The 24,004-nt window shown below is 50.4% G+C and carries 21 protein-coding genes and 1 tRNA gene; 5 read left to right on the top strand and 17 right to left on the bottom strand.

The window, feature by feature from the left end; all coding sequences use genetic code 11:
• The first annotated feature begins 20 nt into the window (after window positions 1-20).
• The gene (locus tag K1Y77_RS15195) at window positions 21-1,808 is read left to right on the top strand and encodes a methyl-accepting chemotaxis protein (protein WP_264429310.1); all 1,788 of its coding nucleotides are present in this window, start codon (window positions 21-23) and stop codon (window positions 1,806-1,808) included.
• Window positions 1,809-1,952: 144 nt separating this feature from the next.
• Here K1Y77_RS15195 and K1Y77_RS15190 read toward each other — a convergent pair whose 3' ends face one another.
• Genes K1Y77_RS15190 through K1Y77_RS15180 form a run of 3 tightly spaced genes read right to left on the bottom strand, consistent with a single transcriptional unit; the run spans window position 1,953 to window position 4,734 of the window.
• A complete protein-coding gene (locus K1Y77_RS15190) occupies window positions 1,953-3,215 on the bottom strand; it encodes a TRAP transporter large permease (RefSeq protein WP_030071035.1) in 1,263 nt (420 codons plus the stop codon).
• Window positions 3,212-3,736, bottom strand: coding sequence for a TRAP transporter small permease (locus K1Y77_RS15185; protein WP_264429309.1), 525 nt, complete (start codon window positions 3,734-3,736; stop codon window positions 3,212-3,214). Before K1Y77_RS15185 ends, K1Y77_RS15190 begins: the two co-directional genes overlap by 4 nt.
• Window positions 3,736-4,734 (bottom strand): TRAP transporter substrate-binding protein, encoded by a 999-nt coding sequence (locus K1Y77_RS15180; protein WP_264429308.1) that lies wholly within the window; start codon window positions 4,732-4,734, stop codon window positions 3,736-3,738. The genes K1Y77_RS15185 and K1Y77_RS15180 overlap by 1 nt, the downstream gene beginning before the upstream one ends.
• Before the next feature lie 143 nt (window positions 4,735-4,877).
• On the opposite strand from K1Y77_RS15180, the gene K1Y77_RS15175 reads away from it, so the two are divergent.
• Window positions 4,878-4,954: transfer RNA gene (locus K1Y77_RS15175), tRNA-Arg, on the top strand.
• A gap of 343 nt (window positions 4,955-5,297) precedes the next feature.
• Here the strand turns inward: K1Y77_RS15175 and K1Y77_RS15170 are convergent.
• From K1Y77_RS15170 to K1Y77_RS15115, 12 genes are all read right to left on the bottom strand, one after another.
• Window positions 5,298-5,483 (bottom strand): HNH endonuclease domain-containing protein, encoded by a 186-nt coding sequence (locus K1Y77_RS15170; protein ID WP_084180390.1) that lies wholly within the window; start codon window positions 5,481-5,483, stop codon window positions 5,298-5,300.
• Window positions 5,484-5,887: 404 nt separating this feature from the next.
• Window positions 5,888-6,220 carry a hypothetical protein gene (locus K1Y77_RS15165; RefSeq protein ID WP_030071007.1) on the bottom strand — a complete coding sequence of 111 codons (333 nt, stop codon included), beginning with the start codon at window positions 6,218-6,220 and terminating at the stop codon, window positions 5,888-5,890.
• Between the two features lie 15 nt (window positions 6,221-6,235).
• The gene (locus K1Y77_RS15160) at window positions 6,236-6,373 is read right to left on the bottom strand and encodes a hypothetical protein (RefSeq protein WP_198023700.1); all 138 of its coding nucleotides are present in this window, start codon (window positions 6,371-6,373) and stop codon (window positions 6,236-6,238) included.
• A gap of 84 nt (window positions 6,374-6,457) precedes the next feature.
• The gene (locus tag K1Y77_RS15155) at window positions 6,458-7,813 is read right to left on the bottom strand and encodes a sensor histidine kinase (RefSeq protein WP_264429307.1); all 1,356 of its coding nucleotides are present in this window, start codon (window positions 7,811-7,813) and stop codon (window positions 6,458-6,460) included.
• Window positions 7,810-8,487 (bottom strand): response regulator transcription factor, encoded by a 678-nt coding sequence (locus tag K1Y77_RS15150; protein WP_264429306.1) that lies wholly within the window; start codon window positions 8,485-8,487, stop codon window positions 7,810-7,812. Before K1Y77_RS15150 ends, K1Y77_RS15155 begins: the two co-directional genes overlap by 4 nt.
• Before the next feature lie 209 nt (window positions 8,488-8,696).
• Window positions 8,697-9,545: a sulfurtransferase gene (locus K1Y77_RS15145; protein WP_264429304.1), complete on the bottom strand. Its 849-nt coding sequence runs from the start codon at window positions 9,543-9,545 to the stop codon at window positions 8,697-8,699.
• Window positions 9,546-9,912: 367 nt separating this feature from the next.
• Window positions 9,913-10,344 carry a response regulator gene (locus K1Y77_RS15140; RefSeq protein WP_264429303.1) on the bottom strand — a complete coding sequence of 144 codons (432 nt, stop codon included), beginning with the start codon at window positions 10,342-10,344 and terminating at the stop codon, window positions 9,913-9,915.
• 6 nt (window positions 10,345-10,350) lie between these two features.
• Window positions 10,351-11,628 carry a sensor histidine kinase gene (locus K1Y77_RS15135; protein ID WP_264429301.1) on the bottom strand — a complete coding sequence of 426 codons (1,278 nt, stop codon included), beginning with the start codon at window positions 11,626-11,628 and terminating at the stop codon, window positions 10,351-10,353.
• Window positions 11,629-11,692: 64 nt separating this feature from the next.
• Entirely contained in the window at window positions 11,693-14,665 is a 2,973-nt protein-coding gene (locus K1Y77_RS15130; RefSeq protein ID WP_264429299.1) for a PAS domain-containing protein, read from the bottom strand.
• Window positions 14,666-14,704: 39 nt separating this feature from the next.
• Window positions 14,705-16,033 (bottom strand): GGDEF domain-containing response regulator, encoded by a 1,329-nt coding sequence (locus K1Y77_RS15125; protein ID WP_051690130.1) that lies wholly within the window; start codon window positions 16,031-16,033, stop codon window positions 14,705-14,707.
• A 774-nt stretch (window positions 16,034-16,807) separates the two neighbouring features.
• A complete protein-coding gene (locus K1Y77_RS15120; protein WP_030070979.1) occupies window positions 16,808-17,773 on the bottom strand; it encodes an SLAC1 anion channel family protein in 966 nt (321 codons plus the stop codon).
• 190 nt (window positions 17,774-17,963) lie between these two features.
• Entirely contained in the window at window positions 17,964-18,437 is a 474-nt protein-coding gene (locus K1Y77_RS15115) for a Dps family protein (RefSeq protein WP_030070977.1), read from the bottom strand.
• A gap of 700 nt (window positions 18,438-19,137) precedes the next feature.
• Here K1Y77_RS15115 and K1Y77_RS15110 point away from each other — a divergent pair.
• The 3 genes from K1Y77_RS15110 (at window position 19,138) to K1Y77_RS15100 (ending at window position 22,410) form a co-directional block, all read left to right on the top strand.
• A complete protein-coding gene (locus K1Y77_RS15110; RefSeq protein ID WP_030070975.1) occupies window positions 19,138-19,785 on the top strand; it encodes a peroxiredoxin in 648 nt (215 codons plus the stop codon).
• A gap of 79 nt (window positions 19,786-19,864) precedes the next feature.
• Entirely contained in the window at window positions 19,865-20,773 is a 909-nt protein-coding gene (locus tag K1Y77_RS15105) for an MBL fold metallo-hydrolase (protein ID WP_030070973.1), read from the top strand.
• 170 nt (window positions 20,774-20,943) lie between these two features.
• Window positions 20,944-22,410 carry a dihydrolipoyl dehydrogenase gene (locus K1Y77_RS15100; protein WP_030070972.1) on the top strand — a complete coding sequence of 489 codons (1,467 nt, stop codon included), beginning with the start codon at window positions 20,944-20,946 and terminating at the stop codon, window positions 22,408-22,410.
• Window positions 22,411-22,456: 46 nt separating this feature from the next.
• Here K1Y77_RS15100 and K1Y77_RS15095 read toward each other — a convergent pair whose 3' ends face one another.
• Complete coding sequence (locus K1Y77_RS15095; RefSeq protein WP_264017473.1) at window positions 22,457-23,350, bottom strand: alpha/beta hydrolase; 894 nt, start codon at window positions 23,348-23,350, stop codon at window positions 22,457-22,459.
• Window positions 23,351-23,375: 25 nt separating this feature from the next.
• Entirely contained in the window at window positions 23,376-23,987 is a 612-nt protein-coding gene (locus K1Y77_RS15090; protein ID WP_264429295.1) for an ankyrin repeat domain-containing protein, read from the bottom strand.
• Window positions 23,988-24,004 lie beyond the last annotated feature (17 nt).

Below are 24,004 nucleotides of genomic sequence, written 5' to 3'. Positions count from 1 at the left end.
CGACCTACAGAGAAACCTGAATGGCCACTGCTCCTTCGACTACGAAAAAACGAAGCCTTAGCTTACAAGCTAAAGTGCTCACTCTTGTGCTACTGCCTCTTTTTATGGTGACCGTGGGATTAGTTGCGTTTAACGCCTATGAGCGTACTCAAAACACCCGCGATACGTTGGCAAACCAGCGCGAGCTGCTGATTGAAGAGCGCCGCCACGCGGTGCGTGACATTGTGCAAGTAGCGACAACCGCTATCTCGCCTATTTATGAACGGGCAGGTGCCAACGATGAGGAAGCCAAACAGCAGGTAGCAGAGCTGGTGCGCGCGATGCGCTTTGAAGGTAATAACTACGTTTTTATCTATGATTTCGAGGGCAACAACATTGTGACAGCCCCTGCGCCAGAGCGCGAAGGGACCAACATGATGGACGTAAGAACGCCGGATGGTAGCTACCTTATTCGCGATATCCTTCAAGTAGCTAAAAATGGCGGCGGTTTCCATAGCTACGTATGGGAGTACCCAAGTACTCGTGAGATTGAGCCTAAGCATTCGTATGTAGAGAGTTTAGAAAAGTGGGGCTGGATGATTGGTGCTGGTGTTTATGTCACTGATGTTGATGTGACGGTTGCCGAGCTGGAAGCTACCGCTACTGCCAATTTACGCCAATCTATTCTGTTTGCGATTTTGTTGGGTGCTGTCTTATTTGTGATAGTAGCACTGCTCGCATTTGGTTTTGTGCGCCGCACCGTAGGACCGATTAAGCGCACCGCTAGCGCCATGCACGATATTGCTCAGGGCCGTGGTGACCTTACCCGCCGCCTAGCGGTAGAAAGCAATGATGAAGTGGGTAACCTTGCGGTGCAGTTCAACGCCTTTGTTGAACGAATGCAGGACACCCTGCGTGACGTGCGTCGTAGCACTGTCAGTGTTTACCACTCGGCAGGCGAGATGTCCCATAGCTCAGAAGAGCTGGCTACCCGCACCGAACAGGCTGCCGCTAACCTGCAAGAAACGTCGGCCTCTATGGAAGAGATCACCTCGACCGTAAACCACAGTGCGGATAACGCCCAGCAAGCTAATCAGCTGGTTCAGTCCACCGCTGAAGTGGCCCACCAGGGTGAAGAAGCCATGGGTCAGGTTGAGCGAACGATGCACGACATCAATGATTCAGCGTCGCGCATTAGCGATATCATCACGATGATTGATGCGATTGCCTTCCAAACCAATATTTTGGCGCTGAATGCGTCGGTGGAAGCTGCGCGGGCAGGTGAACATGGCCGTGGCTTCGCGGTGGTTGCGCAAGAAGTACGCACACTTGCCAGTCGTTCTAGCGATGCATCAAAAGAGATTCGCACGCTGATTGATAGCTCTGTTAAGCACACCCACGCTGGTGCCGAGCTTGTGCGTAACGCTGGCGCTACCATGCGTAACATTGTTGAAAGCGTTTCCAAAGTGACCGATGTGATCGGCGAGATTAGTGCGGGCGCCAAGGAGCAGAGTAGCGGTATTGGCCAGATCAACACTGCCGTTGCGGAAATGGACACCATGACTCAGCAAAACGCTGCCATGGTACAAGAGTCTACCGCCGCTGCTGCTGATATGCGTCGCCATGCCGAACACCTTAACGAGTTGATCAACTCCTTCGTGCTTGGCGGCGATGATCCACAAACCTCATCGACACAGCCAGCGTTAAATCAACCGCGTCAGTCTCTGCATTCTGGTGCGCCAAGTGCACGCCAGGAACTCAAGCGCCCCGCGCTCTCTTCTAAGCAAGCCCCTGTTAAAGCAGGCGACGACGATTGGGAAGAGTTCTAAGCCTTACGTTATGCTCACTGCTGGCTGAAAACACACGTTGTTAAAAAGCCAGCAGTAGCCAACAGGTGAAGTAGAACAAGGGGCTGCCACATGGCAAGCCCCTTTTTTCATATCAGCGCATTTCGTCTCAGCGTTAATGTCTTGCTAACTACCCGACCAGCCGAGCAGGATCGGTACATAAACCACCAATAGCAACACGCCAATTAGCCCTAAAAGATACGGGATAATTGCCTGGGTGATGCGCTCCAGCGGTAGCTGAGTGACTGACGAAGCCACATAGAGGTTGATTGCCACTGGCGGGGTAATCATGCCAATTGACAGTCCCACCACAATAATCAAACCAAAGTGGATCGGGTCGATTCCCAGCTGGAGCACCAGCGGTAGCAGCACTGGGGTAAGAATAATCAAGGCGCTGGCGGTCTCGATAAATACCCCCGTGAGCAGAATCACGGCCACGACCAGCAGCATAATCACGTAGGGGTTAGTGGAAAGCGACAACACTGCTTGGGCTATCGCGCCGGGTACCTGCCAGCTTGAAAGCGTCCAGCTGAGTACTGCCGACATGGCAATTACCAGCATAATGACTGCGGTGGTCATCGCCGAGCGAATCAGCAGCTTATACACCTGGGGCAGGGTTAAATCCCGGTACACAAACAGTGATACCAGCAGCGCGTAGTTAACCGCCACCACCGCTGCTTCCGAAGGCGTGAAGATTCCCGAGAAGATACCGCCCAAAATAATCACCGGCGTCATCAGCCCCCAGCTAGCCGCTTTTAGCGTGCGCCAAATGGTAGGCAGTGACAGCGGTGTGCCTTTGGGGTACTGACGCTTATAGGCCTGAGTGATGGCAATCGCCATTAGCCCCAGCCCCATAGCCAGCCCCGGCAAAAAGCCGTTCAAAAACAGCTTTGAAACCGACTGCTGAGCAATCACCGCGTAGATAATCATCGGCACCGAGGGAGGAATCACCACGCCAATCGTGCCGCTGGCAGCAATTAAGCTGGCCGCCGAAGCGGGGTCGTAACCTTTACGCTTAAGTTCTGGCACCAGGCTTGAACCCACCGCAGCGGTGGTTGCTGCGCCAGAGCCAGAGATAGCCGCGAAAAACATGCCCGCCATCACCGATACAATCGAAAGCCCGCCACGCATAAAGCCGACTAGCGAATCGGCAAAGCTTACCAACCGCTCGCTGACCTTACCCTGGGCCATTAAGTCACCGGCCAGAATAAACATCGGGATAGCGACCAGGGCAAACGAGTTAATGCCCTGGAACATCTGCTGGGTGACCACCATCAGTGGCACGCCCGACTGGTACAGCGCATAAAGCGTGCTTGCGCCAATTGCAAAGGCAATCGGCACGCCCAGCAGCATAAACAGGAAGAACAGCCCGAACAGCACTAGGGTCATAGCGACGCCTCCGGAGCAGAGGCCGTTGGCTCACCGTTCACCAGCACGTCAATCATATCCACCAGGGCGTACCACGCCATAATGGCCGCAGAAAGCGGGATCACCGCGTAAACGTAGGTCATCGAAAGCCGCAGCGAGGCGGACTTCTGAAAACTTTGCACCTGCATATAGCGGTAGCCAATCACGATTAGCGCAATCATAAACGCCAGCACCACTGCCAGCGCCGCCAAACGTGCCAGCTTGCGTAAGGACAGAGGAAGCGCATCCACGGCAAAAGTCACTGCGATATGCCGCCCGCGCTGGAACGCCAGCGTGCTGGCTAAAAACGTAATCCACACCAGCAGAAAGCGCGCGACCTCTTCCGTCCAGCCGACGGCGCTGAACAGCACTCGCGACACAATCTGCAGAGTAATCACGCCAATCAATGCTGCCATGCCCGCAAACACCACGGGCCGGATGATGGCATCCAGCCCGCGTTCAATGCGTTGCAGCAGCGTCAAAAGAGGCTGTGCAAAGGCCATCACTGATTCAGCGCCTCCCGAATGCGTGGCAGGTAGTCACCAAACTGCTCGCCGTACTTCTCATATACAGGCGCTACGGCTGTTTGGAAGGCTTCCATATCCGGTGTCTCGTTGATTTCCATACCCGCTTCGCGCAGCGCCGCCAGTTGGTCGGCTTCCATATCGGCGTTCACTTGGCGCTCATGCTCGGCGGCTTCTTGGGCAGCTTCTTTCAGTACGGTTTGTGTCTGTTCTGGCAGTTGGTTCCAAACGGGCATGCCCATTACAAAAATGGCCGGGGCGTATGTATGTCGGGAAAGGGTCATGTAGTTCTGGGTTTCATCCAGCTTGAATGAATGGATCACGTTCACCGGATTTTCCTGACCGTCGATGGTGCCCTGCTGCATGGCGGTCAGTGCTTCTGTCCACGCCATGGGAATAGCGTTAGCGCCCAGCTCACGGAAGGTATCGGTGTACACCGGGTTTTCCATCACGCGAATACGCAGGCCATCCAGGTCTTCCGGTGAATTCACCGCCCGCTCGCTGTTGGTCAGGTTGCGGAAGCCGCGCTCAGCGTAGGCTAAGCCTTTCAGGTTCACGTCAGACAGCTTATCCAGCAGCTCCTGGCCAATGGGGCCATCCAGCACGCCATAAGCGGCTTCTGGTGAAGGGAACAGGAACGGCAGTTCAAAGACCGCCATCTCTTCCACAAAATTAGCCACCGGCCCGTTGGTAATCACCCCCATATCCACCGTGCCGATCTGCATACCTTCCAGCAGCGTGCGTTCGTCACCTAATGAGGCGTTAGGGTAGATCTCGATGTTGACCTTGCCTTCGGTGCGTTCTTCCACCAGTTCTTCAAACTTGGTAGCAGCGATATGGAAGCCATCTTGCTCGTTGACCACGTGGGCCAAGCGCAGGGTGACGGGGTCCATATCAGCAAAATCAGCGGCGTTCGCAGCGCTTACCAGCGCCAGTGAAATGCCCAATGCCAGCGTGTTACGTGCAAAAGTTTTCATTATAGTGTGTTCCCAGTTTTACTAAGGATTGGCAGTGCTTCGAAAGCATGCACCAGAGAGACGAAAACGGTCAATCAAAGCGGCTGTAAAACCGCAAGGCAACTGGACACAGCGCGCCCACACGGGTACGATACGCACCCAAAGCGCCCGTAGCTCAGTTGGATAGAGTGTCGGCCTCCGAAGCCGAAGGTCGTAGGTTCAATTCCTACCGGGCGCGCCAAACATATCAAGGGCTTACGTTAACGCGTAAGCCCTTTTGTTTTCCCATCGCTGAGGCTGACACTTTCTGAATGACGTTCGGCTATTTCAAGGCACAACGTTGGGTATACCCATCATTAGGTAATGCCCACCCATTCTGCTAACTGCTGATTTGCCTTCAATCGTTGGCGTTGCAATAACGCGCTATTGAAAATCTCATCCAGAGGTGACGTTGGTGTAGCAAGCGGTAGCGCAACGGTTGCTTCATTACGAAACTGCTGGCAGATCGTTGCGCTGTCATCGAGACATTGTCACCAGTGTAAAATATCCAGCTTAGCTCTCTGCATTACGTCAGCAGCAGGCAATCAATCCGATTTCGCTTGTTTGGCTTTTTCCGTTGTTGGCAGTAGATTCCATAAATCGTTGTTGTTCCAACGTGCCCAAGGAAAGCAGTGGTCTATGGCGTACTTTTGTCGGTGCAGATCACTATGTGACCATACACAAGGTAATGGGGCAGGGTTTTGTAAACGTTGGGAAACGAGCTGGCGCATCTGCCGTGTGTCTCGACAGCTTTCTTGCTACTGTAAAGCGAGGTGCAAAGTATCCGTATCGTAGGAAGTATCATATCGCTGCATTAACTAAACCCGCTCATGACGGAGCGCTCGCAAAATAACTGAACGAGGCAAACGTAACGCGGATCGCCTATAGTGAATATGATATTTTATGTGCTTGGTTACTCTAGAAGTTATTATGAAAACCATTCTTGGCTAGGGTATCGTTGATGTAGTTGATCATTTGGAAATTTGTGCAGCTATACCCAGCCATTAGTAGTGTTTCAAGCGTATCAGTTATGTGTGGAAGAGAGCCTGCTTAAAATCGCTGTCTAGCCATGAAGCAGTCAGGCTATATGCGTTAGCCTGACTGCCGTCATAGGCGTATAGGAAAAATCAACAAATTAATCGTACCGATGTTCAAACTCGACCACACTGCCATCGGCGCGTGTCAATTGACGTGCATATACCTCTCGTGGGCCAAAGCCATCATCTACAAATCCCATCACCTGAATGGCTTCGCCTATTTGGGCAGGCACCCAGTTAGGACCTACATAAATATTAATACTGCCCGTATCGTCTGACAGGCGAAATTCATCAGTGTCAGAAATACGTTCTATTGTGCCTGACAATGTCACTATGCTGCCTTTTTCTGCTTCGCTTATCGGTGTTATCTGATTTGCCATCAGTGGTGATAGAGGTAGCAATGCCAATATGGCGATAGTGAATGCCTTCATTTTTTAGTTCCTCGCTTAATTCAGGGCAAGCAAAACAAGAATGACAAAAACGGCGGCGGCAATGACAAGCCATTTTTTAGGTACTCGGATGTCAATATCGCCGGAGAGCCACTCGTTGGTATTTCGTAAATTGATTTGCTTTAAGTCTTTCATGGTGCCCCCTAAATCGGATTGTGGGCTAATCGTGACTGACCCTTGCAGCTTACTGCGTCAAGCTGACGGGAACCTGACGACTCCCTATTTTCTAGCGTCATTCTCAGTGCTGTAGAAAAGTGTGAATTCAGCACCGCCCTTAGGAGACGTGGAAAGCGTCACGCTGCCTTTCTGTGCGAGCTGTAAGCGTTGCACAATAGCCAGACCAAGACCGCTGCCTCCTTCAGCAGCCTCTTCGCCTCTCCAAAAGGCATCAAAGACATGGTGAAAAGATTCAGTTGGAATACCACGGCCTTCATCACGTACGCTGAGCGTGGCACCGGGGCCCACCGTTATCTCGATGATTTGAGTACCGGAATGCAAAACTGCATTCTCAACTAGATTGACCAGCGCCAGTTCAACACCTTCCTGAGTGGCACGTACAATAACCGGATTGGTATGCGGGCGTAATGAAAGCGTCACTCCTCTTTCATAGGCGAAAGGAGCTAAGTTCGCGGTTATTCGGGTAGCAATCTGGTTGAGTTCGCAACGAGACTCTGACGATATATCAAGCGCGTCCGCTTTTGAGCAAGCCAATACTTGATGAACGGTTCTGGCAAGTGACGCTAGGTCAGTGCGTAACTTTTCGGTGTTATCCCCGGCAGGCAGCAGTGCGAGTCGTGCGGTCAAGACGGCAATAGGAGTACGTAATGCATGAGCAATTTCTGCCCCCCGGCGCTGCTCGGCCAGAAGGGCAATATTCAAACGCTCCAGGGTGCGTTGCGTAGAGTGAACTAGGTCGTCAATTTCAGCAGGCAAATTTTCCTCTTCAATGGAAGGAGCGGGTATGCCAGGTTGAATGGTACGTGCCCAGTTGGCAGCATGTCTGACCGGCCTGAGACCGCGACGAATCATGAAGTGATTGGCACCAATCATCATTACGGCAACCGGCAAAATGGGTATCCAGATATGGGTTAGAAATTCGCTGGCGAGGGCGCGTAGGATGAGATGGCCAGGATCGTTGTGCATGGCAAATATAAGTCTTGCCGTACCTGACGGTAGCTCGACAGGCTGCGACATCAGGAGGGTAACCCCATCTGGGGTCGTCAGGCGTGTTTGCCAGTGTTGAGCAAAGAGATCTGTGTGCAATGCCTGTTGGGGAATCAATGCTTCGTTTTCAGCGTCAAGCAGATTGCCTTGATAATCTAGTAATGCAAAGGCATACCCCTGCGGATGTGAACGGAAGAGTGTTTTTGCATGGGAGCGGATGTTTAGGTCAGTGTCATCAAAGGCTTTAGTCAACAAAGACAGCTGTTTCTCAATAGCCTCTCTTTCTAGCGACTCTCGATCAGAGCTGTAGTAGATACCGACCACGATGACATTGATCACGATGGCAAACAGCAATATCCAGGTAAGCCGATACGTTAGGTTTTTGGCCAGTGTGGGCTGGCGGGAGCTCATTGGTTTTGCTCTTTTATCAGCATCCAGCCGACACCACGAATGGTTACAATCGTTAGTTCACAGTCTGTTGGCTTGAGGGCTCGCCGAAGGCGCGATATGGCCGCTTCTAATGCGTTGGGGCCAACCTCATCATCAAAGCTGTACACCGAAGCCTCCAGCGCTTCGCGTGATAGTACCTGCCCCTGCGCTCGCATAAGCTGCTCCAGGACGCCTATTTCACGCTGGCCCAAAGGCAAAGGAATATCGCCAACGGTTGCTGTTCGCGTTGAGGTGTCAAAGGCCAGGAGGCCATACGTTAAGACTTTATTGATGCGCTTGCCTGGCCGTCGCAAGATGGCACGGCAGCGTGCAATAAGTTCTGGCATTTCAACAGGTTTGACAATGTAGTCGTCAGCTCCGCTATCTAGCCCGGCCAGCCTCTCAGAGAGCTGGTCACGTGCAGTCAGTACAACTATGGGTGTCTGTCCATTAGCACTAAGGGAAGGCAACAGGTCCAAGCCATTTCCATCTGGCAGACCCAGATCCAGCAATACTAGATCGTAGGAAGCCGCTTGATGCATCGCCAGCGCGCTTTTTGCAGAATACGCATTGTCCACAGCAAATCCAGCTTTCACCAGAGCGCTGGCAACGGCTTCAGCGAGAGCAGGGTGGTCTTCAATTAGCAGCATCCGCATTGCAATCTCTCGCCTATAAATAACTAGCCATTCAAAGACGTAGTGGTCTTAATCCCATACCACAAAGTGATTGTAGTCACTTCAATGAGACCTCGTATTGCTTGATTTTGTTTTCTACTCGTACGGTGATGCTCTTTTGGTTTACCCGTCGTCATGTATTACCTCTTTGAAGCATCCATTGCTATTGGCCAGAGCCATTCATACAAAACCTAAGCCACTGGGAGTGATTCATCGCGTCCCCAGTCGGCCCAAGAACCGTCGTACAGCGATAGCTGATGGTATCCCGCCAGTTCGGCAGCCAGCAAAATGATGCAGGCGGTGATGCCCGAGCCACAGGAAAATACCAATTGGGGTTCACTGCTAGATTGGAGGGGCGGAGCAAGCGTTATAAAGATGGCCTTCAGCTCGCTAGCAGGTTTAAAACAATTTCCCTCTAGCACCTCTGTAAACGGCAGGTTGTGAGAGTTGGGGATATGACCACTGCGCACCCCAGGGCGGGGTTCAGGCACCTGTGCCAAGAAGCGTGAACGTGATCGGGCATCAATAACGGTTACCCGGCTATCGTCCAGATGGTGCAAAACGTACGCTGAGTCTCGCACCCGGCTGCGATCAAGGTTGGCGACGAAGTTGCTAGGTGTGGCGGTATTCTCAGCGATAGTAGAAACAACGTCCCGCTTTTCGGCTAGCCACTGTGGCAGTCCTCCATCCAGAACAAAAACGTGTTTAACGCCCATTGACCGGAAAATCCACCAGGCCCGAGGCGCCGAATAGATGCCTTGGTTATCGTACAGTACGACGAGGCTGTCGGTCGTAATACCCAACCGTTGAGCTTCATCAGTAACTTGCTCCTCTGTTGGAAAGGCGTGGGTCTGAGAAGATCCGGTGTCACAGAGCACGCCTTCGAGATCGATCTGGCGGCTACCCGGTATCCACATCGGGCGGTCATAAACGATCGGGTCTTTACCAATGACAGTCGCCATGCTCGCATCTATAAGCACTAACCGTTCGTTGTCTAGGTTGTCTTGCAGCCATTGGGTCGGCACTAGGGGGGATGGCATGGTGTTCTCCGGTCAGGGGCTGGCAGTTTGTGTGATTCTAGCGATAAGCAGCTGTGCACTACAGCGTCTCCACCTCAAACGTCACAATTTGTCGCTGTACACTGGAGAACTCTATCATCCACATCGAAGCGGCCTAACAGCTGCGCTTGTGTCTGAAGAGTGTTGAGTTGAGGGGTGAACACTCCGCGCTTTTTCAATAGGTCAATCAAACGAGCAAATAGTTTGCGTTGTCAAGAGGTCAAATCTGGCCAAAAGCAGGACGCAAAATAGTCACGTTGTGGGGAGGCTAATGAGACTGTGCTGTCCATTTACAGCAAGGTGGTGTCTTGGGAGCATTCACTTATCAGTGTTCTCACTATTTATTCTTTTAAGGCCGTTTAACCAGCGTCAGCCAATAATCTTCCACTTTCTGAATGGCCCTCAGAAATTGTGAAAGATCCATAGGCTTTGTTACGAAGCCAGAGCAACCAAGATCGTAAGACTCCACAATGTCTGACTCCGCCTCTGAGGTGGTAAGGACTATCACAGGAATGCGCTTTAGCTTTTCGTCCTGCTTTAAGTGAGTAAGAAAAGTTTTGCCGTCCATCCGTGGCATATTGAGATCAAGCAGAATAATATCTGGCCATGGGGCGCTATGGTAATTTCCTTCACGCCGAAGAAAAGCTAGCGCTTCAACGCCGTCACCAACATCGCATACGTTGACCAGTAGGCGACTCTGCTTGAAGGCCATTTTCGTTAAATGAACATCGGCTGCCTCGTCCTCAACAAGAAGAACGGTAAAATCACTTTTAATTTCCAAAACGCATCACCTTGCTAGTGGTAGATCAAAAATAATTGCTGTGCCGCCTGAGATACCTTCTTCGATAGCGATATGCCCTTCGATATTGCGTAGGGCTCTTACTACCAGGGCGAGCCCCATCCCAGTACCAGGATACTGTTTGCTGCTCGGTACCAAGCGCGTGAAGATCTCCATTACTTGTTCACGATACTCAGGCAAAATCCCGCTACCATTGTCCTCAACACGAAACTGAACGCGACCGGCCATCGTGCGTGCCGTAATACGAACTTTTAAATTGCGCTCTGGAGCACGATATAGCCAGGCGTTCTGTAAAAGCGCGTGAAAAATCATTTTGAGCTGACGCGCATCTGCACTTACTGACGGCAGTCGCTGAGGAATTTCTATTGCGCCCTTACGCCTTAGCTCTGCAAGCTCAGGGGTAGAGTGGCAGACCGCATCAATGAGGCAATCTGGTTCCACTGTTTCCAGCTTCGGCTGGAGGTCAAGACTAAGGTAGCGCTGAATATCATTCACCAGCTCTTTCAGCTTTTTGGCCTGACTCTCTATAAAGTCAACAGCCATTTGCATCTCTTTGTTATCTTCCTCTGTCACCGAGTGAGCACTCTTTTGGGACAGATGATGACGTTGTTTTTGGGCGAGCTGTTGAGATAACTGCTGGGCGAAGCTGACGAGTCGCCGACTAGGTTCCTGGAAGTGATGTGCCATAACGTGACTTAATCGCTCAAGCTCCCGATTACGAAAGGAGAGTTCGTTGATTAAGCGACGGTTGTCTTGTTGAGAACGACGTAAGCGATGCAAAATAATCACCAGAATGGCAATGACACAAAATTGCAGGAGGGTCGCCCCCATCGCTAGCCAAAGCGTACGTTGCTTTGAAGCTTGAATCTGCTGTGTCTGCAGATCAACTTGCTCTTCTACACGTTCGATATAGTGCCTTTCGGCAGAGCTTTCAAAGTCGCTGGTATCATAAAGCGAAGAGATGAGAACCTCGCGTCCATCCACTATGAAGCGACTGGTGTAGACACCCATTACCTTGATGTCGTTATTGGCTAGCCTATGTCGAAAGTACAAGTGGTTACGCTCGGTTTTGGCAGCGCGTTGGAGCTCGTCTTCTATTTGCTTTGGCGTGAGCATATTGATTTGGTTGATGTTCATGCCTTTTAGCGGCTCGAAGCCATAAAACTCCTCTGCGGCTCGGTTAGCGGCCAAAATTTCTCCCCGATCGACTGACAGCATCCACATAGGCGTCGAGTGATGCTCAAAAAACGCGTTAAAGTCTGGCATGGCCCACCCCGTTACTGGCAACCAAGAGAGGTAGAGGGCGCACAGAATACAGTGAAGGCGCACATTACACCGCATCATGTTTTCCTTCTGAGGTGTGGTGCGCTGGGAGTGTTAGCGTGAAACGACTTCCTTTGCCTTCCCCTTCGGATTCCACCCAAATTTGCCCGCCGTGGCGTTCAACAATTTTGCGGCATATGGCTAAACCCACGCCAGTGCCCTCGTACTGCTCTCGGGTATGTAGGCGTTGAAAAACCTTGAATAAGCGGTCTATTTGATCCGGGGCGATGCCAATGCCATTATCCGTTACGCTGATTTGCCATTGCTGGCTATCGATTAATGCTGTGCTATCGATAGTGATTTTAACGGCTTCATTCTCTTTTAAGCGGTATTTCAGAGCGTTGCTGATTAGATTTTGGAATAGCCGTGTCATCTCGTCAGGACTTGCATAAACAGTGGGCCAGTCGCCTGTCACCTCGATTGCGGCATTGGCTTGCTTGATATCAGGAGTCAAAAAGTGCAGCGCTTCATCAAGGGCATTTCTCAACGACATCTCTTGCATTGGTTGTCCCTTGCGCCCAACGCGAGAGTAATCAAGCAGTGATAGCAGCATGTTGTCCATTCGCTTTGCGCCATCGCGCATATAGTGCAGCATCATCTCTCCATCTTCATCGAGCCCGCCAAGATGGTGTTCAAGCAGTTGCGCGTAGCTTGTCACCATGCGTAATGGCTGACGGAGGTCATGCGATGCGGCGTACGCAAAATGCTCAAGCTCCTTATTGGAGCGCTCAAGCGATTCGCGATACTGTTCAAGTTGCAACTGCGTTGTGTGCTCGTCGGTGACATCACGCAAGTACCCATGCCACATGGTGCTGCTATCTTCCAGCCGTTCAGGTGTAGCGATGCCTTCGACCCAGATTTGATGGCCGCCAGGATGGTTGATGCGATATGTTTGGCGCCACATCGTTAACTTGGCGGCCGAGGTAGAAATGCTATGAGCAACTGCTGGTAAGTCTTCGGGGGCGATAAAATTGAACACCTCACTAGCATCTTCTTGAACCTCTTCAGGCGAGACGCCGTAGATATCTTCAATGCCTGTGCTGGCGTAAGGGAAGGCGCTGCGACCATCTGGGTGGAGCCAAAACTGATATAACATGCCAGGCAGCAGCGCCGCATGCTTACGCGTTTGATCCATAGCCGATTTGGCCCTTGCTTCGGCCTCTTTGCGTGCAGTGATATCGCTATGGGTACCAGCGACCCATACCGGCTCGCCGAGTTCATTGCGTGTGATAACGCGACCGCGATCCTGAACCCAGATCCAATGACCGTTACGGTGGCGCATGCGGGCTTCAAAATCGTAAGCGTCACGCTTGCCTTCAAAATGTTCAGTTAATAGTGTCTCTGAACGCTTGAGATCGTCTGGGTGACAGAAGGCCATCCACGTATCAATAGTGGTGGGTGTTAGCTCATCTAGGCGATACCCTACCATTTCAGCCCAGCGTTCGTTGAAACGTGTTTCACCCGTTTGGATATTCCACTCCCAAGTGCCAGCGGCAGTGCCCCAAAGGATGTTCTGCAGTGCGTTACGCTCTTCTTCTAGTGTTCTACGGGCGCTCTCCTGTTTGGTAATATCGTGCAGAGCAACTAAAAATATCGGTTTTTGATGCAACGCAGCTAGTAATTTGCTGTTTGTAAACTTAATTAACGTTGCTTGAACAATAACGGAGGCGCCTTGCAAATCCGTATGTTCCCAGATGAACTGCTGACGTTCATCGCACGCAAGCGTCAGTAATTCCCTCGCACGAGTGGTGGAGAGTTGCCCGTCCGGCTGCGTCTTGGGCGAAAGGTCCACAATGTCCTTACCAATTAAATCGTCACTGCTGTGTGCTTTAAACAATGTGTGTGCGGCATAATTACTTTCTGCAATAACAAAATGTCCCCTCTCGTCGGTATGCAAAAGTAGCTTGGCACTGGGTGAGTAATAGAAAAGAGCGGTAAAGCGTTCAAAGAGGCGGGACTTGCGTATATAAAGCACAATAAAAAGTGCAAGCAACAGCACGAATGCTGCTGTCAGAGCGACCGGTAGCCAGATAGCATCGCCAAAGCGAGCGTTCAGCTGCTGCCAGAGAGATAGTTGCGTTGTTGCGAAAGGGGCAACACCTAACGTACGCGCTGCCAGCTCAACTGGTAAATAGTCCTGGGGTGGGTTAAACCCAATGGATTCGCTCTCCTTCGGCTCAGCATCTTCCAGGCTAAGCAGGGCCTGACTGACGTGCCGGATATCGTCTATGGAGACATGTGGCATAGCAGCAAACGCCCACTCTGGATAGAGTCGGGTGGAGTGAGCAAGTGGAAAGCCTGGATTCAAGTCGTGAGCTTGCACGACAGTGAGCGTATCTTGCGCTAAAAGTCCGCTTGCTATCCAGTCCTCCAAAATACCGCTGCGCACAAAGCCGGCGTCAACTTCGCCGTTCAGAAGTGCCTGCATAACAGCGTCGTGAGACCCTAATTCTTGATAGTTAGCAAATTGCTCAGGATCATATCCCTGCTGATGGATCTCATAAGCTTGAGCGAGAAATCCCCCAAGAAAGCGTTTGCCGGGTACGCCGATGACACGCCCCTCCAGTGCAGACAACGTTTCTATATTGTCCTCCGCTAGAGATAGAATAACTCCCGCGAGAGAGCTTAGGTGGTGCCCCCCCTGGTATGTCTGAAGTGTCGCCAACGCGCCGCTGACATTATAATGCTGGCGGACGGCCAAGAAATGGCGTGGATTAGTGAGGATGAAGTCTATGTCGCCCGCTTTAAGCGCGTCATCCAGCGCTTCAAGTGATAACACTTGCATGCGCACTTGATGGTGGGGAAGTGCGTCCTGTATTGCCTCTATAATGGGAGAGAACTGTTCGCGAACTGTCCCAACATCACGGTAGGCAAACACACCTAGCGTTGTTGAAGGGGCTGCGACAACAGCCTGTGAAAATATTAACGCTGCAGCCAACAACCACCTTATCAGCGAACAATGGCGAGCAGGTAAAGGCATGAGGTGTCCTTCGATGTGTCAAGGTGCAATATCAATGTGTTATGCCGGCGCTGTTGGCGCGTCAGTTGTACCTTCATCATGTTCAACGCGATTGCGGCCGCTCTGTTTGGCGCGATAAAGCGCCGCATCTGCACGGGCGATGGCGCCATCAGGCCGCTTGTCGTCAGTAGATAGCAGGGCGACACCAATGCTGGTAGTGACACCAATGACTTCTTCCCCTGACTGCACGCGCATGGCTTCAACGACGGCGCGTACTTTTTCTGCTACATGAGTGCCGCCGTCATAACCCGTATCGGGAAGTAAAATAGCAAATTCTTCACCACCTAAACGACCGAATACATCGTTTTCACGCAGCTTATCGGCGATTGTATGGGCAAAGGCTTTGAGAATGTCATCGCCTGCTGAATGGCCATAGGTGTCGTTAACGGACTTAAAGTAGTCAATATCCAGCATTAAAATAGTGGTGTGATAATTGGCACTCCGTTTGACACGGCCGTATTCGCTGTCCATGGCTTCCATGAAACTACGTCGGTTGAAAAGCCCTGTTAGTGGGTCATGCATAGCCAGGTTGCGCAGCTGTTCCTCCATGTCTTTACGTGAGGTGATATCTTGCTGGATACCGACCACACGCTCCGGATTCCCTCCTGCATCCCAGCTAATCAAATGACCAGATTCGAATACCCAGACCCAGTGTCCTAGCTTGTGTTTCACACGGAATTCGCTTTGGTAACGCTTCTCCTCTCCATTAACATGGCGTTCGAGTGCTAGGTTGATAGAGGCTGCATCATCAGGGTGCGCGCGTACCACCCACTGCGCTAACGTTTGCGGTACGGTTTCGTCGTCAGCATCGAACCCAAGATTATTCAGCAGTCGCTCGCTGGTATAGCAGGCATCTGTTTTTAAGTTCCACTCCCAAATGCCAAGGTTGCCGCCTTCAATAGCGGCCATCGTCAGCTGTTCAGATTCTTGTAAGCGCCGTTCTAGCTGGTGTCGCTCCATTGCGTAGCGTATAGCACGTACAAGGGCGGCTGCCGCTATGTCGTTTTTGATCAGATAGTCTTGGGCGCCGGCCTCTAAGGCTTGAAGAGAGAAATCCATATCATCGTGGCCAGTTAACACCACAATAGGGGTCTCGCGAGCCATTGCCTTGCAGCGTGAGACAGTAGCAAGCCCGCTTGAATCAGGTAAATTCAAGTCGAGGAGAATAACGTCAGGAGCAGCTGTCATTGCTCTAAGATGCGTGTCGAGTTCTTCGAGACTAGTGACCCAGTGGAAATCGTGCTCCCCACCGCTGAACTTTAGGTTATAGCGAATTAAGCCAGCGTCGCCTGGCTCATCCTCAACCAAGATGATGGAGAGCTTTTGCATAAAATGTAACCTAAGAAAAATTGCTATGATTGAGCCACTTTACCAAATTTAACAAGCATCCATGCAGCTGTTGCATGTAACGAGTAGCGTCAGCGATGTTGATCAACTTAACCGTATAGTCCGCCCAGCCCTCCTAAGTGGCTTATTACTATCAACATTTCCTTGTAAAGCTGATGCGGCTAATAACACTGCAGGAATCGATCGTAACATTTTGTGATTATTAGCTTGCTCAAAAAAGGCAAATTTATCCATTCTTGGTATATTGAGGTTAAGCAATATAAATTGGGTAGATGCGCATTTTCGGCACATTGCTAGCCACCCTAAAACGTTTTACCGGGGCGGATGCAAACTCTGATTGCAACACACATTATTAAATAGCGGGTGGATTGGACTTTCACGGTGCTTAGCCATTAGCTCGCTCTTCACTTCCATTGGATATTTCGGGTTCAAAGTATTTGTGGGTGCGTATATTCAGCTCGAAAGCAATCTCATCTAGCTCGCCCTAGGTTACACACAGAGATCAGTTCCTTTCGGTAAATATTGGCGAATAGAGCCATCAATACTCTCTTATGGGCTCCGTTGCCACGGTTTATGTGGATCGTAAAAACAAATGGCGAAGCCGGTTTTTTTGGGTGATTTCTACATGATGAGTCATTTCGCGTCTCATGATCATAGACCATGCTTTTGCAGGTGGGCGGGCGTCAGTATGTCAGTATTCGGCTCAAGACGGCGCTGAAGCCCGCTATCGCTAATATGGCTGTGATGTCGTTTATTTTAATCTTCAACACAGATTGACCGTATACGTACAGCTTGGAAAGTCTTTATTGTAAGCATGCTAATCAAAAGTGTTAATAACCCCAAAAGACTGAGACTTAGCACTTTAAAAAATGGTAGTTGTAGCTGTTCAAACATCAAAAAACTAGCAATGGTAATAGCTGCCATTGGGAATGAATAAGCCCACCAGGATAAGAAAAAATCAAGCTTTATAAATCGCGTTGTTTGAGTTAGTAGCATTAAGGTAAGAAATAGAGCGATATAATAGAGGATACGGCCAAATGCGTTGATTTCCCCTACCAGTTGAAACCACGACATGGATCCCACCGCTGGTGGTGCAATTAGGATGAATAACGTAGGCAGCAGCTTGGCGGGCAAGGGCTGGTGAAAGAACATTCGATAGAAAATGATGGTCAGAAGTACACCCCAGAAAATAAGCCCGATGCTGAAGAAAAACCATGAAAGTTCAAGTGATGCATGCTCTATGCCAGCAATAGGTACAAGAATGTTTCCCACGATAGGAATAAACCAAGCTGGGTTTATATGGGTAACTTCAAAATGGGTCTGATGCAACCAAGCTGATAGAACATACAGCGTGAAACCAAGATGAAGTACTACACCAACACACCATAAAATGAAGGAAGCTCGGTTGCTGTATGGCAAAAAAGCAATGCTTAATAATATTATTCCAATAGATATAGTTGGAAAAAAGTTAAGCTTTATGGGGTGAGAAAGTTCAGATTTAACCTGGCTTGGATACTTTGCTATTTTAGTAATATAAAGTGCTAGCAAGACAACAAAAATGACTAAAGTGGTGGTAAGAAGAATTGGGCTAATTTTTATTGTAATATTGAACAAGGATTCTGCTCGGTGCCAAGCAATAGTAAATCCTGTCATTCCCATAATAAGAGAAAACCATGAGATTGGAAAGTTTTGTAGTCGAGAAGCGTGAACGCTAGAATTCATTTTATTTCCCCATTGAAAAATTCACTCTAGTTTCCATTAATAGGTTAACAGCTATTTTTTATAAATTAATAAAGGTTTCTAGCATGAGGTGATAATCCTCATTGCTTTTAATCTTACAGTCTTACCTTTCTTCGACCACAACCACGAAAAATATTGAGTCGGGCGTGGTTGTGATCAATTTTTACTTTTACTACGAGAGGTGAGAAGTAAGCATCCACACGGTCTTTTCCTGCTCGCGGATATAGTCACCGGCTTGGGCAGCTGTTCCTTCATCCTCAGCATTTGAAGCCAATGATAGAAGCTCACGCTGTAGCTCAATTAAGACCTGATAGCCCTGGAGTACCCCACGTACGCATGTCTCGCCGTCTTGGACATTTTTATCCTCTTGGATCTTGGCAATTTTGACGTAATCACTGTAGGCATGTACTGGTTGGTGGCCAAGAGTGAGAATGCGCTCAGCAACTTCATCGACCTTAGTTAGCAGGTCTGTGTAAAGCTCCTCAAATTTCTCATGAAGCTGAAAAAACTGACGACCTTTTACATTCCAATGATATCCACGCACGTTCATATAGAAAATTTGATAGTTAGCAAGTAGCTCGTTGAGCTTCTTGGCCACCTGACTAGCACTAGCTTTTTTCAGGCCAATAGTATTGTTACTGCTCATGCGATCATCTCCTTATCATAAAATAAGTACTAATGCTGAATTACGTTCTATTGATAGGGATAGAATAAGCAAGGCGTCTGCTTAGTCTCCCTAAAAAATAATAGCGACTCACTCTCTACAGCGCCGTACATATTATTCCTATCGAAAGCCAATCTGTGGGTTACTTGGTTACTTTGTAGGTATCTACGCCTACTATTAGCTCATGCTACTAAGAGCTAGCACGGCACTGAAAAAAAGATTTACTATCTCGACCATAGTGCTTTTCGTAAGACGTTCGATATTAAGGCCAAAATGACCTAAGGAAATAATATTATTTTCTCTTTAGGAAGCTTAGGGCATACATAAGTTTTTTGCATGAGGCATTTAGACACACCTTAGTATCGATTAATACCCACGCTAAAAGTCCCGCATCAGCATGCGCTAAATTTTTGTCTGTGGTAGGTATCGTTATGAGATGCTTCTCCAACCATCTTCACAGCAGCGTTATTTCTACTAAAAAAGCTATGTTAGCTCCATTTGACTAGGCTTTAGCAAGGCTGGATCTGTGCTGGCTGCATTTGATAGGTAAAAAGACGTTAGCCGTAGTGCATGCTGGAGACGAGCATCTCTATTGCAGCAATAGGGCGTGTCTATTCGCTATATATAACAAAATGAGCTATCGTTATTCCTGCAAATAGATTTGATCCTACAGGAATTGATGATGTCGAACGATACTATTCAGCCCGTTATGCCCCAGATTAACCGTCCGGCTCCGGATTTCACGGCTAAAACAACACACGGTGAAAAGTCGTTAAGTGACTATCGTGGGAAGTGGCTAGTTCTTTTTGCCCATCCGTCTGATTTTACGCCGGTATGCACCACAGAGTTTTCGGCCTTTGCAAACTACGCTGATCAGTTCAACGCGGTGAATACAGAGTTACTGGGGTTGTCTATCGACAGTATCCATTCGCATATCGCATGGACCCGCAGCATCAAGGAGAACTTTGGTGTTGAGATTACCTTCCCGATCATTGCTGATTTGAGCATGAAAGTGGCCAACGCCTACGGCATGATTCAGCCAGGCGCTAGTGATACAGCGGCGGTACGTGCCACCTTTGTAATTGATCCAGAAGGCGTTTTGCGGGCGATGCTGTACTACCCAATGAGTAATGGCCGCTCCGTAGAGGAAGTGCTTCGCTTGGTTAAGTCATTACAAACCAGTGACGAGCATGGCGTTGCAACGCCTGAAGCTTGGTTGCCGGGTCAACCCGTTATCGTGCCGCCTCCCCACACGACTCACGATGCTGAGGCTCGTCAATCAGAAGGCTACGAATACACCGACTGGTACTTCTGCAAGAAATCCGTTTAACCGCTGTTGATGATGAGCAAATGGCTGACTACGGTCAGTCATTACGCCGCTTTTCAGCCAATCTTAGGGAGAATAACGCATGAATATCTTTGCGCATTCTGATCATACCGCCATGGGGACGCCTGATGTTGCCGGTTTTTTTGATCCGCGCACCTTTAGCGTCCAGTACGTGGTCAGTGACCCCGTAACGAAGCAGTGTGCCATTATCGACCCTGTCTTAGATTTTGATGAGAAATCAGGGGCAACGGCGACCCACCATGCTGACGAATTGCTGGCCTATATCAATAAAAAAGGTTTATCAGTGGTGTGGATACTGGATACCCATCCTCATGCTGATCACTTCTCTGCAGCACAATATTTGAAAGAAAAAACCGGCGCTCCAACGGCGATTGGCCAGCACGTCACCAAGGTGCAGGCGCTGTGGAAAGAGATTTACCACTGGCCTGATATGCCCACCGATGGACGCCAGTGGGATACGTTGTTTGCCGAAGGCGATACATTCACAATTGGCGAGCTAAAGGCTCGAGTTATGTACTCCCCAGGCCATACGCTTGCGTCTATTACGTATGTGATCGGCGATGCGGCATTTGTTCACGATACGCTCTTTCAACCTGATTTCGGCACTGCACGAGCGGACTTTCCCGGCGGAGATGCCAGCGTGCTATGGGCGTCTATTCAGCAAATTCTGGCGCTTCCAGCCGCTACTCGCTTGTTTACCGGCCATGATTATATGCCCGATGGTCGAGAGCCTCAGTGGGAAAGTACGGTGGCGGAGCAACGCGATTGCAACCCGCATCTAGCAGGTGTCAGTGAAACGGACTATGTCGCTTTACGTCATAAACGTGATAGCGAACTACCGATGCCTAAGCTAATCCTGCACTCTTTGCAGGTGAACGCCCGAGGTGGCCGATTGCCAGAGCCAGAGGCCAACGGTAAGCGTTATTTAAAAATTCCACTGGATGCGCTGGAGGGAGCTGCTTGGGATTAACGTTTCGAGATTCGTTCCCTTAAGTCGGCGAGTGGGGCGACTTGCTAGTTTACTGTGCGCGCCTAACACAGTGACTAATGATGTTTCTGTGAGTGTTTTTAATACCCCGTGTCGGCCGCCCTTTACCCGCCGCTTAAACATACTGTGCTGAAGGAAGAGGAACACGCGTTATGCAACAACAGCAAACGAAGGTCGCCATTATTGGTGCGGGCAGCGCTGGGCTTAGTGCTTGGCATGCTGCGCGTAAGCACACCGATGATGTTGTCTTAATAGAGTCCGGTGCGTATGGCACCACGTGTGCTCGGGTGGGGTGCATGCCCTCTAAGCTACTGATCGCAGCTGCAAACACGGCCCACAGCGCTCGAAATGCAGGAATGTTCGGTGTCACCATTAACGAGGTGGCGGTTGACGGGCATGCGGTGATGGCTCGGGTTAGAGGCGAGCGCGACCGCTTCGTTGGCAATGTGTTGTCCTCCATGAAGTCGATTCCCGAGTCACACCGCCTGCAGGGGCACGCGCGGTTTATCGACCCACACACGCTCGCCATTGGTGACCATACCCAACTGACAGCCAACGCCATTATCATTGCCACCGGCTCTCGACCAACGTGGCCACGTTTGCTGGAAGGGGCTGGAGACCGCTTAATCATCAATGATGATGTGTTTGATTGGGATGCGCTGCCAGCCTCCGTAGCGGTGGTGGGGCCGGGCGTTATTGGAATGGAGCTAGGGCAGGCGCTTAGTCGATTAGGTGTGCGCACACGTACCTTTGGTGTTGGCGGTGCTGTGGGGCCGTTTCAGTCTGACAAGCTTAGGCAACTGGCCGATGAAACATTCAATCGAGAGCTCTACCTAGACCCTGATGCCACCATTGAGCAGGTTGAGCACCAAGGCGATGGCGTCGCCATTACCTTCTATGAGCGGGACAGCGGACAAAAAATCACGGAAATATTTGACTACGTGCTAGCCGCAACAGGACGTAAGCCTAACGTCGATCAGCTGGATATCGAGAAAGCAGGCATAGCGCTAGATGAGCGTGGTGTTCCTCGGTTTAATCGTTTCACCACGCAGTGTTTAGCTCAGGACAACACACATAGCCCTATCTTCATCGCGGGCGATGCCAACCAGTCCGTTCCGCTACTCCATGAAGCGATCACCGAAGGCAAAATTGCCGGACGCAATGCCGCCCGCCTAGATGATGTGCAAGTGGGGCAGCGTAATGTGCCGCTCGCGGTGGTGTTTACCGAGCCGCAAATGGCCATTGTGGGGGAGAGCCGTGCAGCGCTAGAGGCGCGCTACGGCGGGTGTGACTGTATTGCCGAAGGCGGCGTGTCGTTTGACGACCAAGGCAGGGCGCTCGTAATGGGTGAAAACCATGGCTATTTAGCGCTTTACGCAGAGCACGGCAGCGGGCTCTTTTTAGGGGCTGAAATGTTAGGGCCTCGCGCGGAGCATATTGCCCACTTGCTTGCCTGGGCCTTAGAGCAAAAGCTGACCGTTAGCCAAATGTTGGCAATGCCCTTTTATCATCCTGTTATTGAAGAAGGCGTAAGGTCGGGGCTGCGTGATTTGCAGGCTAATCTAAAGCAAGGGCCAAGCATTACTGAGCGTTGCATGGAATGTGGCCCAGGCGACTGATAATGGGTGTAGATAGTACGTTAGCAAGAAAGTGATGAACTGAAGGCTAACTTGCGAGGCACATCGCTTCCTTCGAAGCGACAGATGCCTGTAAAAATGCCACCAGTTCATCACTGTGCTGCGTCATGCTTGGTGTTAAGTCGTGCCCTCCACGCACTAAACGCAGAACAGCGTTACCCCCTTGGTTCGCCAATTTATAAGCGTCTGTTTGAGGTATTACGCAATCACTGTCGCCATGCACTAACAGTACAGGGCAAGAGATGTGCGCTAATGTATGCAGTGGAGCAATAGCATCGAACCGATATCCAATCACTCGCTCCACATAGTGAAGTACGTACCAGCCTAGGGGAAAAAAGGGGATGCCTTTTTCTGCTAACCATCGCTTCATCATGTCTGCTGGATGAGCAAAGCTCGAAATACTAACAACAGCGGTTATATCGCTTCGGCGTGACGCAGCTAGCAGCGTGGCAGCAGCCCCTACTGAATGACCAATCAGTGCCGTAGCACGACGATCATAGTTGCTATGTAACCAGGCGAGTGCAGCGTCAATATCCTCTGCAAAACGAGGCATTGAGGAGAAGGTATCCTCATCACTATTGCCATGATTGCGCACGTCAAATGCCAATACATTCCATCCGGCCGCCAGCAATACGGGAACTAACGGTAGAAGGGCAGTACGATTAGAACCCCAGCCATGGGTTAATATCGCATGTCCCTTTTGCTCATGCGTCGTGGTAAACCACCATCCTTCTAATGTGAGCCCATTCATCGTCGTAAAACGTATGGTTTGTCGATTGGGAGAGTATGTATTCTCTCCATCAATCACGGCTTCATGGGCGGGGGTAAGCTGTTGGCGCAAGCGCTGATGAAAACAGTGAAAGAGTATAGCGACCAGTATGCTGGCGATGAAAATACTAGACGCCCATAGCCATAGATTCACGCTGTATCCTTATTTACTTAGGTCGTTAAAGCGTACTGCTGAGAAATAGGACCATATCGTCGTGCCCTTCCATTGCCGCCCAGTGCAGTGCACTTTGGCCTTTGTGGTCGGCCTGTAACGGGTTTGCGCCATGGTCTAAAAGTAGCTGCGCTGTGGGGTGGTCATTCTGCTTTGCAGCCCAAATCAGCGCTGTCCAACCCAGCGTATCTTGCTGATCTACTTGAGCCCCCTGCGCTAACAAATATGCCGCTGCCGCTGTTTGGCGACTTACAACGGCTACCATTAACGCGGTGTAGTGACTGTCGTCGTGATGCTCTATGTGGGCACCTGCCTGATAGAGCTGATCCAGGGCGGCAACGTTACCGAGCGAGGCGGCCTTCATCAGCGGCGACCAACCGCAGTTGTCTGACCTGTCCAGTGCTGCGCCTTGTCGTATGAGGCGCGCTATGCTGTCGTTATCGCTAATCTCAACCGCACGGAAAAGCTCAGTGCGGCCTAAGTGGTCGCGTTGGTCCATATCTTGTGTGAGCGACTGATACAAAGTGACAATCAGCAGGCCGACGACTAAGGGCAGCATGAAACCACTGAGCATGGGAAAGCGCATAAACCATGCAGCAACGCGCGGACCTATTGTCATGTGTTTACGCCCTGCTG

This window comes from Halomonas qaidamensis, assembly GCF_025917315.1.
Classification (GTDB): domain Bacteria; phylum Pseudomonadota; class Gammaproteobacteria; order Pseudomonadales; family Halomonadaceae; genus Vreelandella; species Vreelandella qaidamensis.
The sequence above is the reverse complement of the archived record's forward strand: the minus strand, read 5'-3'. Positions and strand labels throughout refer to the sequence as shown.

Bases quoted from the DNA above. Each gene is read 5' to 3' on its own strand.
- K1Y77_RS15125 (WP_051690130.1), bottom strand. From the start codon at position 16,033: ATGCAAAAGCTCTCCATCATCTTGGTTGAGGATGAGCCAGGCGACGCT.
- K1Y77_RS15100 (WP_030070972.1), top strand. From the start codon at position 20,944: ATGCAACAACAGCAAACGAAGGTCGCCATTATTGGTGCGGGCAGCGCT.
- K1Y77_RS15135 (WP_264429301.1), bottom strand. From the start codon at position 11,628: ATGCCAGACTTTAACGCGTTTTTTGAGCATCACTCGACGCCTATGTGG.
- K1Y77_RS15195 (WP_264429310.1), top strand. From the start codon at position 21: ATGGCCACTGCTCCTTCGACTACGAAAAAACGAAGCCTTAGCTTACAA.
- K1Y77_RS15165 (WP_030071007.1), bottom strand. From the start codon at position 6,220: ATGAAGGCATTCACTATCGCCATATTGGCATTGCTACCTCTATCACCA.
- K1Y77_RS15190 (WP_030071035.1), bottom strand. From the start codon at position 3,215: ATGACCCTAGTGCTGTTCGGGCTGTTCTTCCTGTTTATGCTGCTGGGC.
- K1Y77_RS15110 (WP_030070975.1), top strand. From the start codon at position 19,138: ATGTCGAACGATACTATTCAGCCCGTTATGCCCCAGATTAACCGTCCG.
- K1Y77_RS15150 (WP_264429306.1), bottom strand. From the start codon at position 8,487: ATGCGGATGCTGCTAATTGAAGACCACCCTGCTCTCGCTGAAGCCGTT.
- K1Y77_RS15120 (WP_030070979.1), bottom strand. From the start codon at position 17,773: ATGAATTCTAGCGTTCACGCTTCTCGACTACAAAACTTTCCAATCTCA.
- K1Y77_RS15170 (WP_084180390.1), bottom strand. From the start codon at position 5,483: ATGCGCCAGCTCGTTTCCCAACGTTTACAAAACCCTGCCCCATTACCT.
- K1Y77_RS15130 (WP_264429299.1), bottom strand. From the start codon at position 14,665: ATGCCTTTACCTGCTCGCCATTGTTCGCTGATAAGGTGGTTGTTGGCT.
- K1Y77_RS15180 (WP_264429308.1), bottom strand. From the start codon at position 4,734: ATGAAAACTTTTGCACGTAACACGCTGGCATTGGGCATTTCACTGGCG.
- K1Y77_RS15145 (WP_264429304.1), bottom strand. From the start codon at position 9,545: ATGCCATCCCCCCTAGTGCCGACCCAATGGCTGCAAGACAACCTAGAC.
- K1Y77_RS15160 (WP_198023700.1), bottom strand. From the start codon at position 6,373: ATGAAAGACTTAAAGCAAATCAATTTACGAAATACCAACGAGTGGCTC.
- K1Y77_RS15115 (WP_030070977.1), bottom strand. From the start codon at position 18,437: ATGAGCAGTAACAATACTATTGGCCTGAAAAAAGCTAGTGCTAGTCAG.
- K1Y77_RS15090 (WP_264429295.1), bottom strand. From the start codon at position 23,987: ATGACAATAGGTCCGCGCGTTGCTGCATGGTTTATGCGCTTTCCCATG.
- K1Y77_RS15155 (WP_264429307.1), bottom strand. From the start codon at position 7,813: ATGAGCTCCCGCCAGCCCACACTGGCCAAAAACCTAACGTATCGGCTT.
- K1Y77_RS15185 (WP_264429309.1), bottom strand. From the start codon at position 3,736: ATGGCCTTTGCACAGCCTCTTTTGACGCTGCTGCAACGCATTGAACGC.
- K1Y77_RS15105 (WP_030070973.1), top strand. From the start codon at position 19,865: ATGAATATCTTTGCGCATTCTGATCATACCGCCATGGGGACGCCTGAT.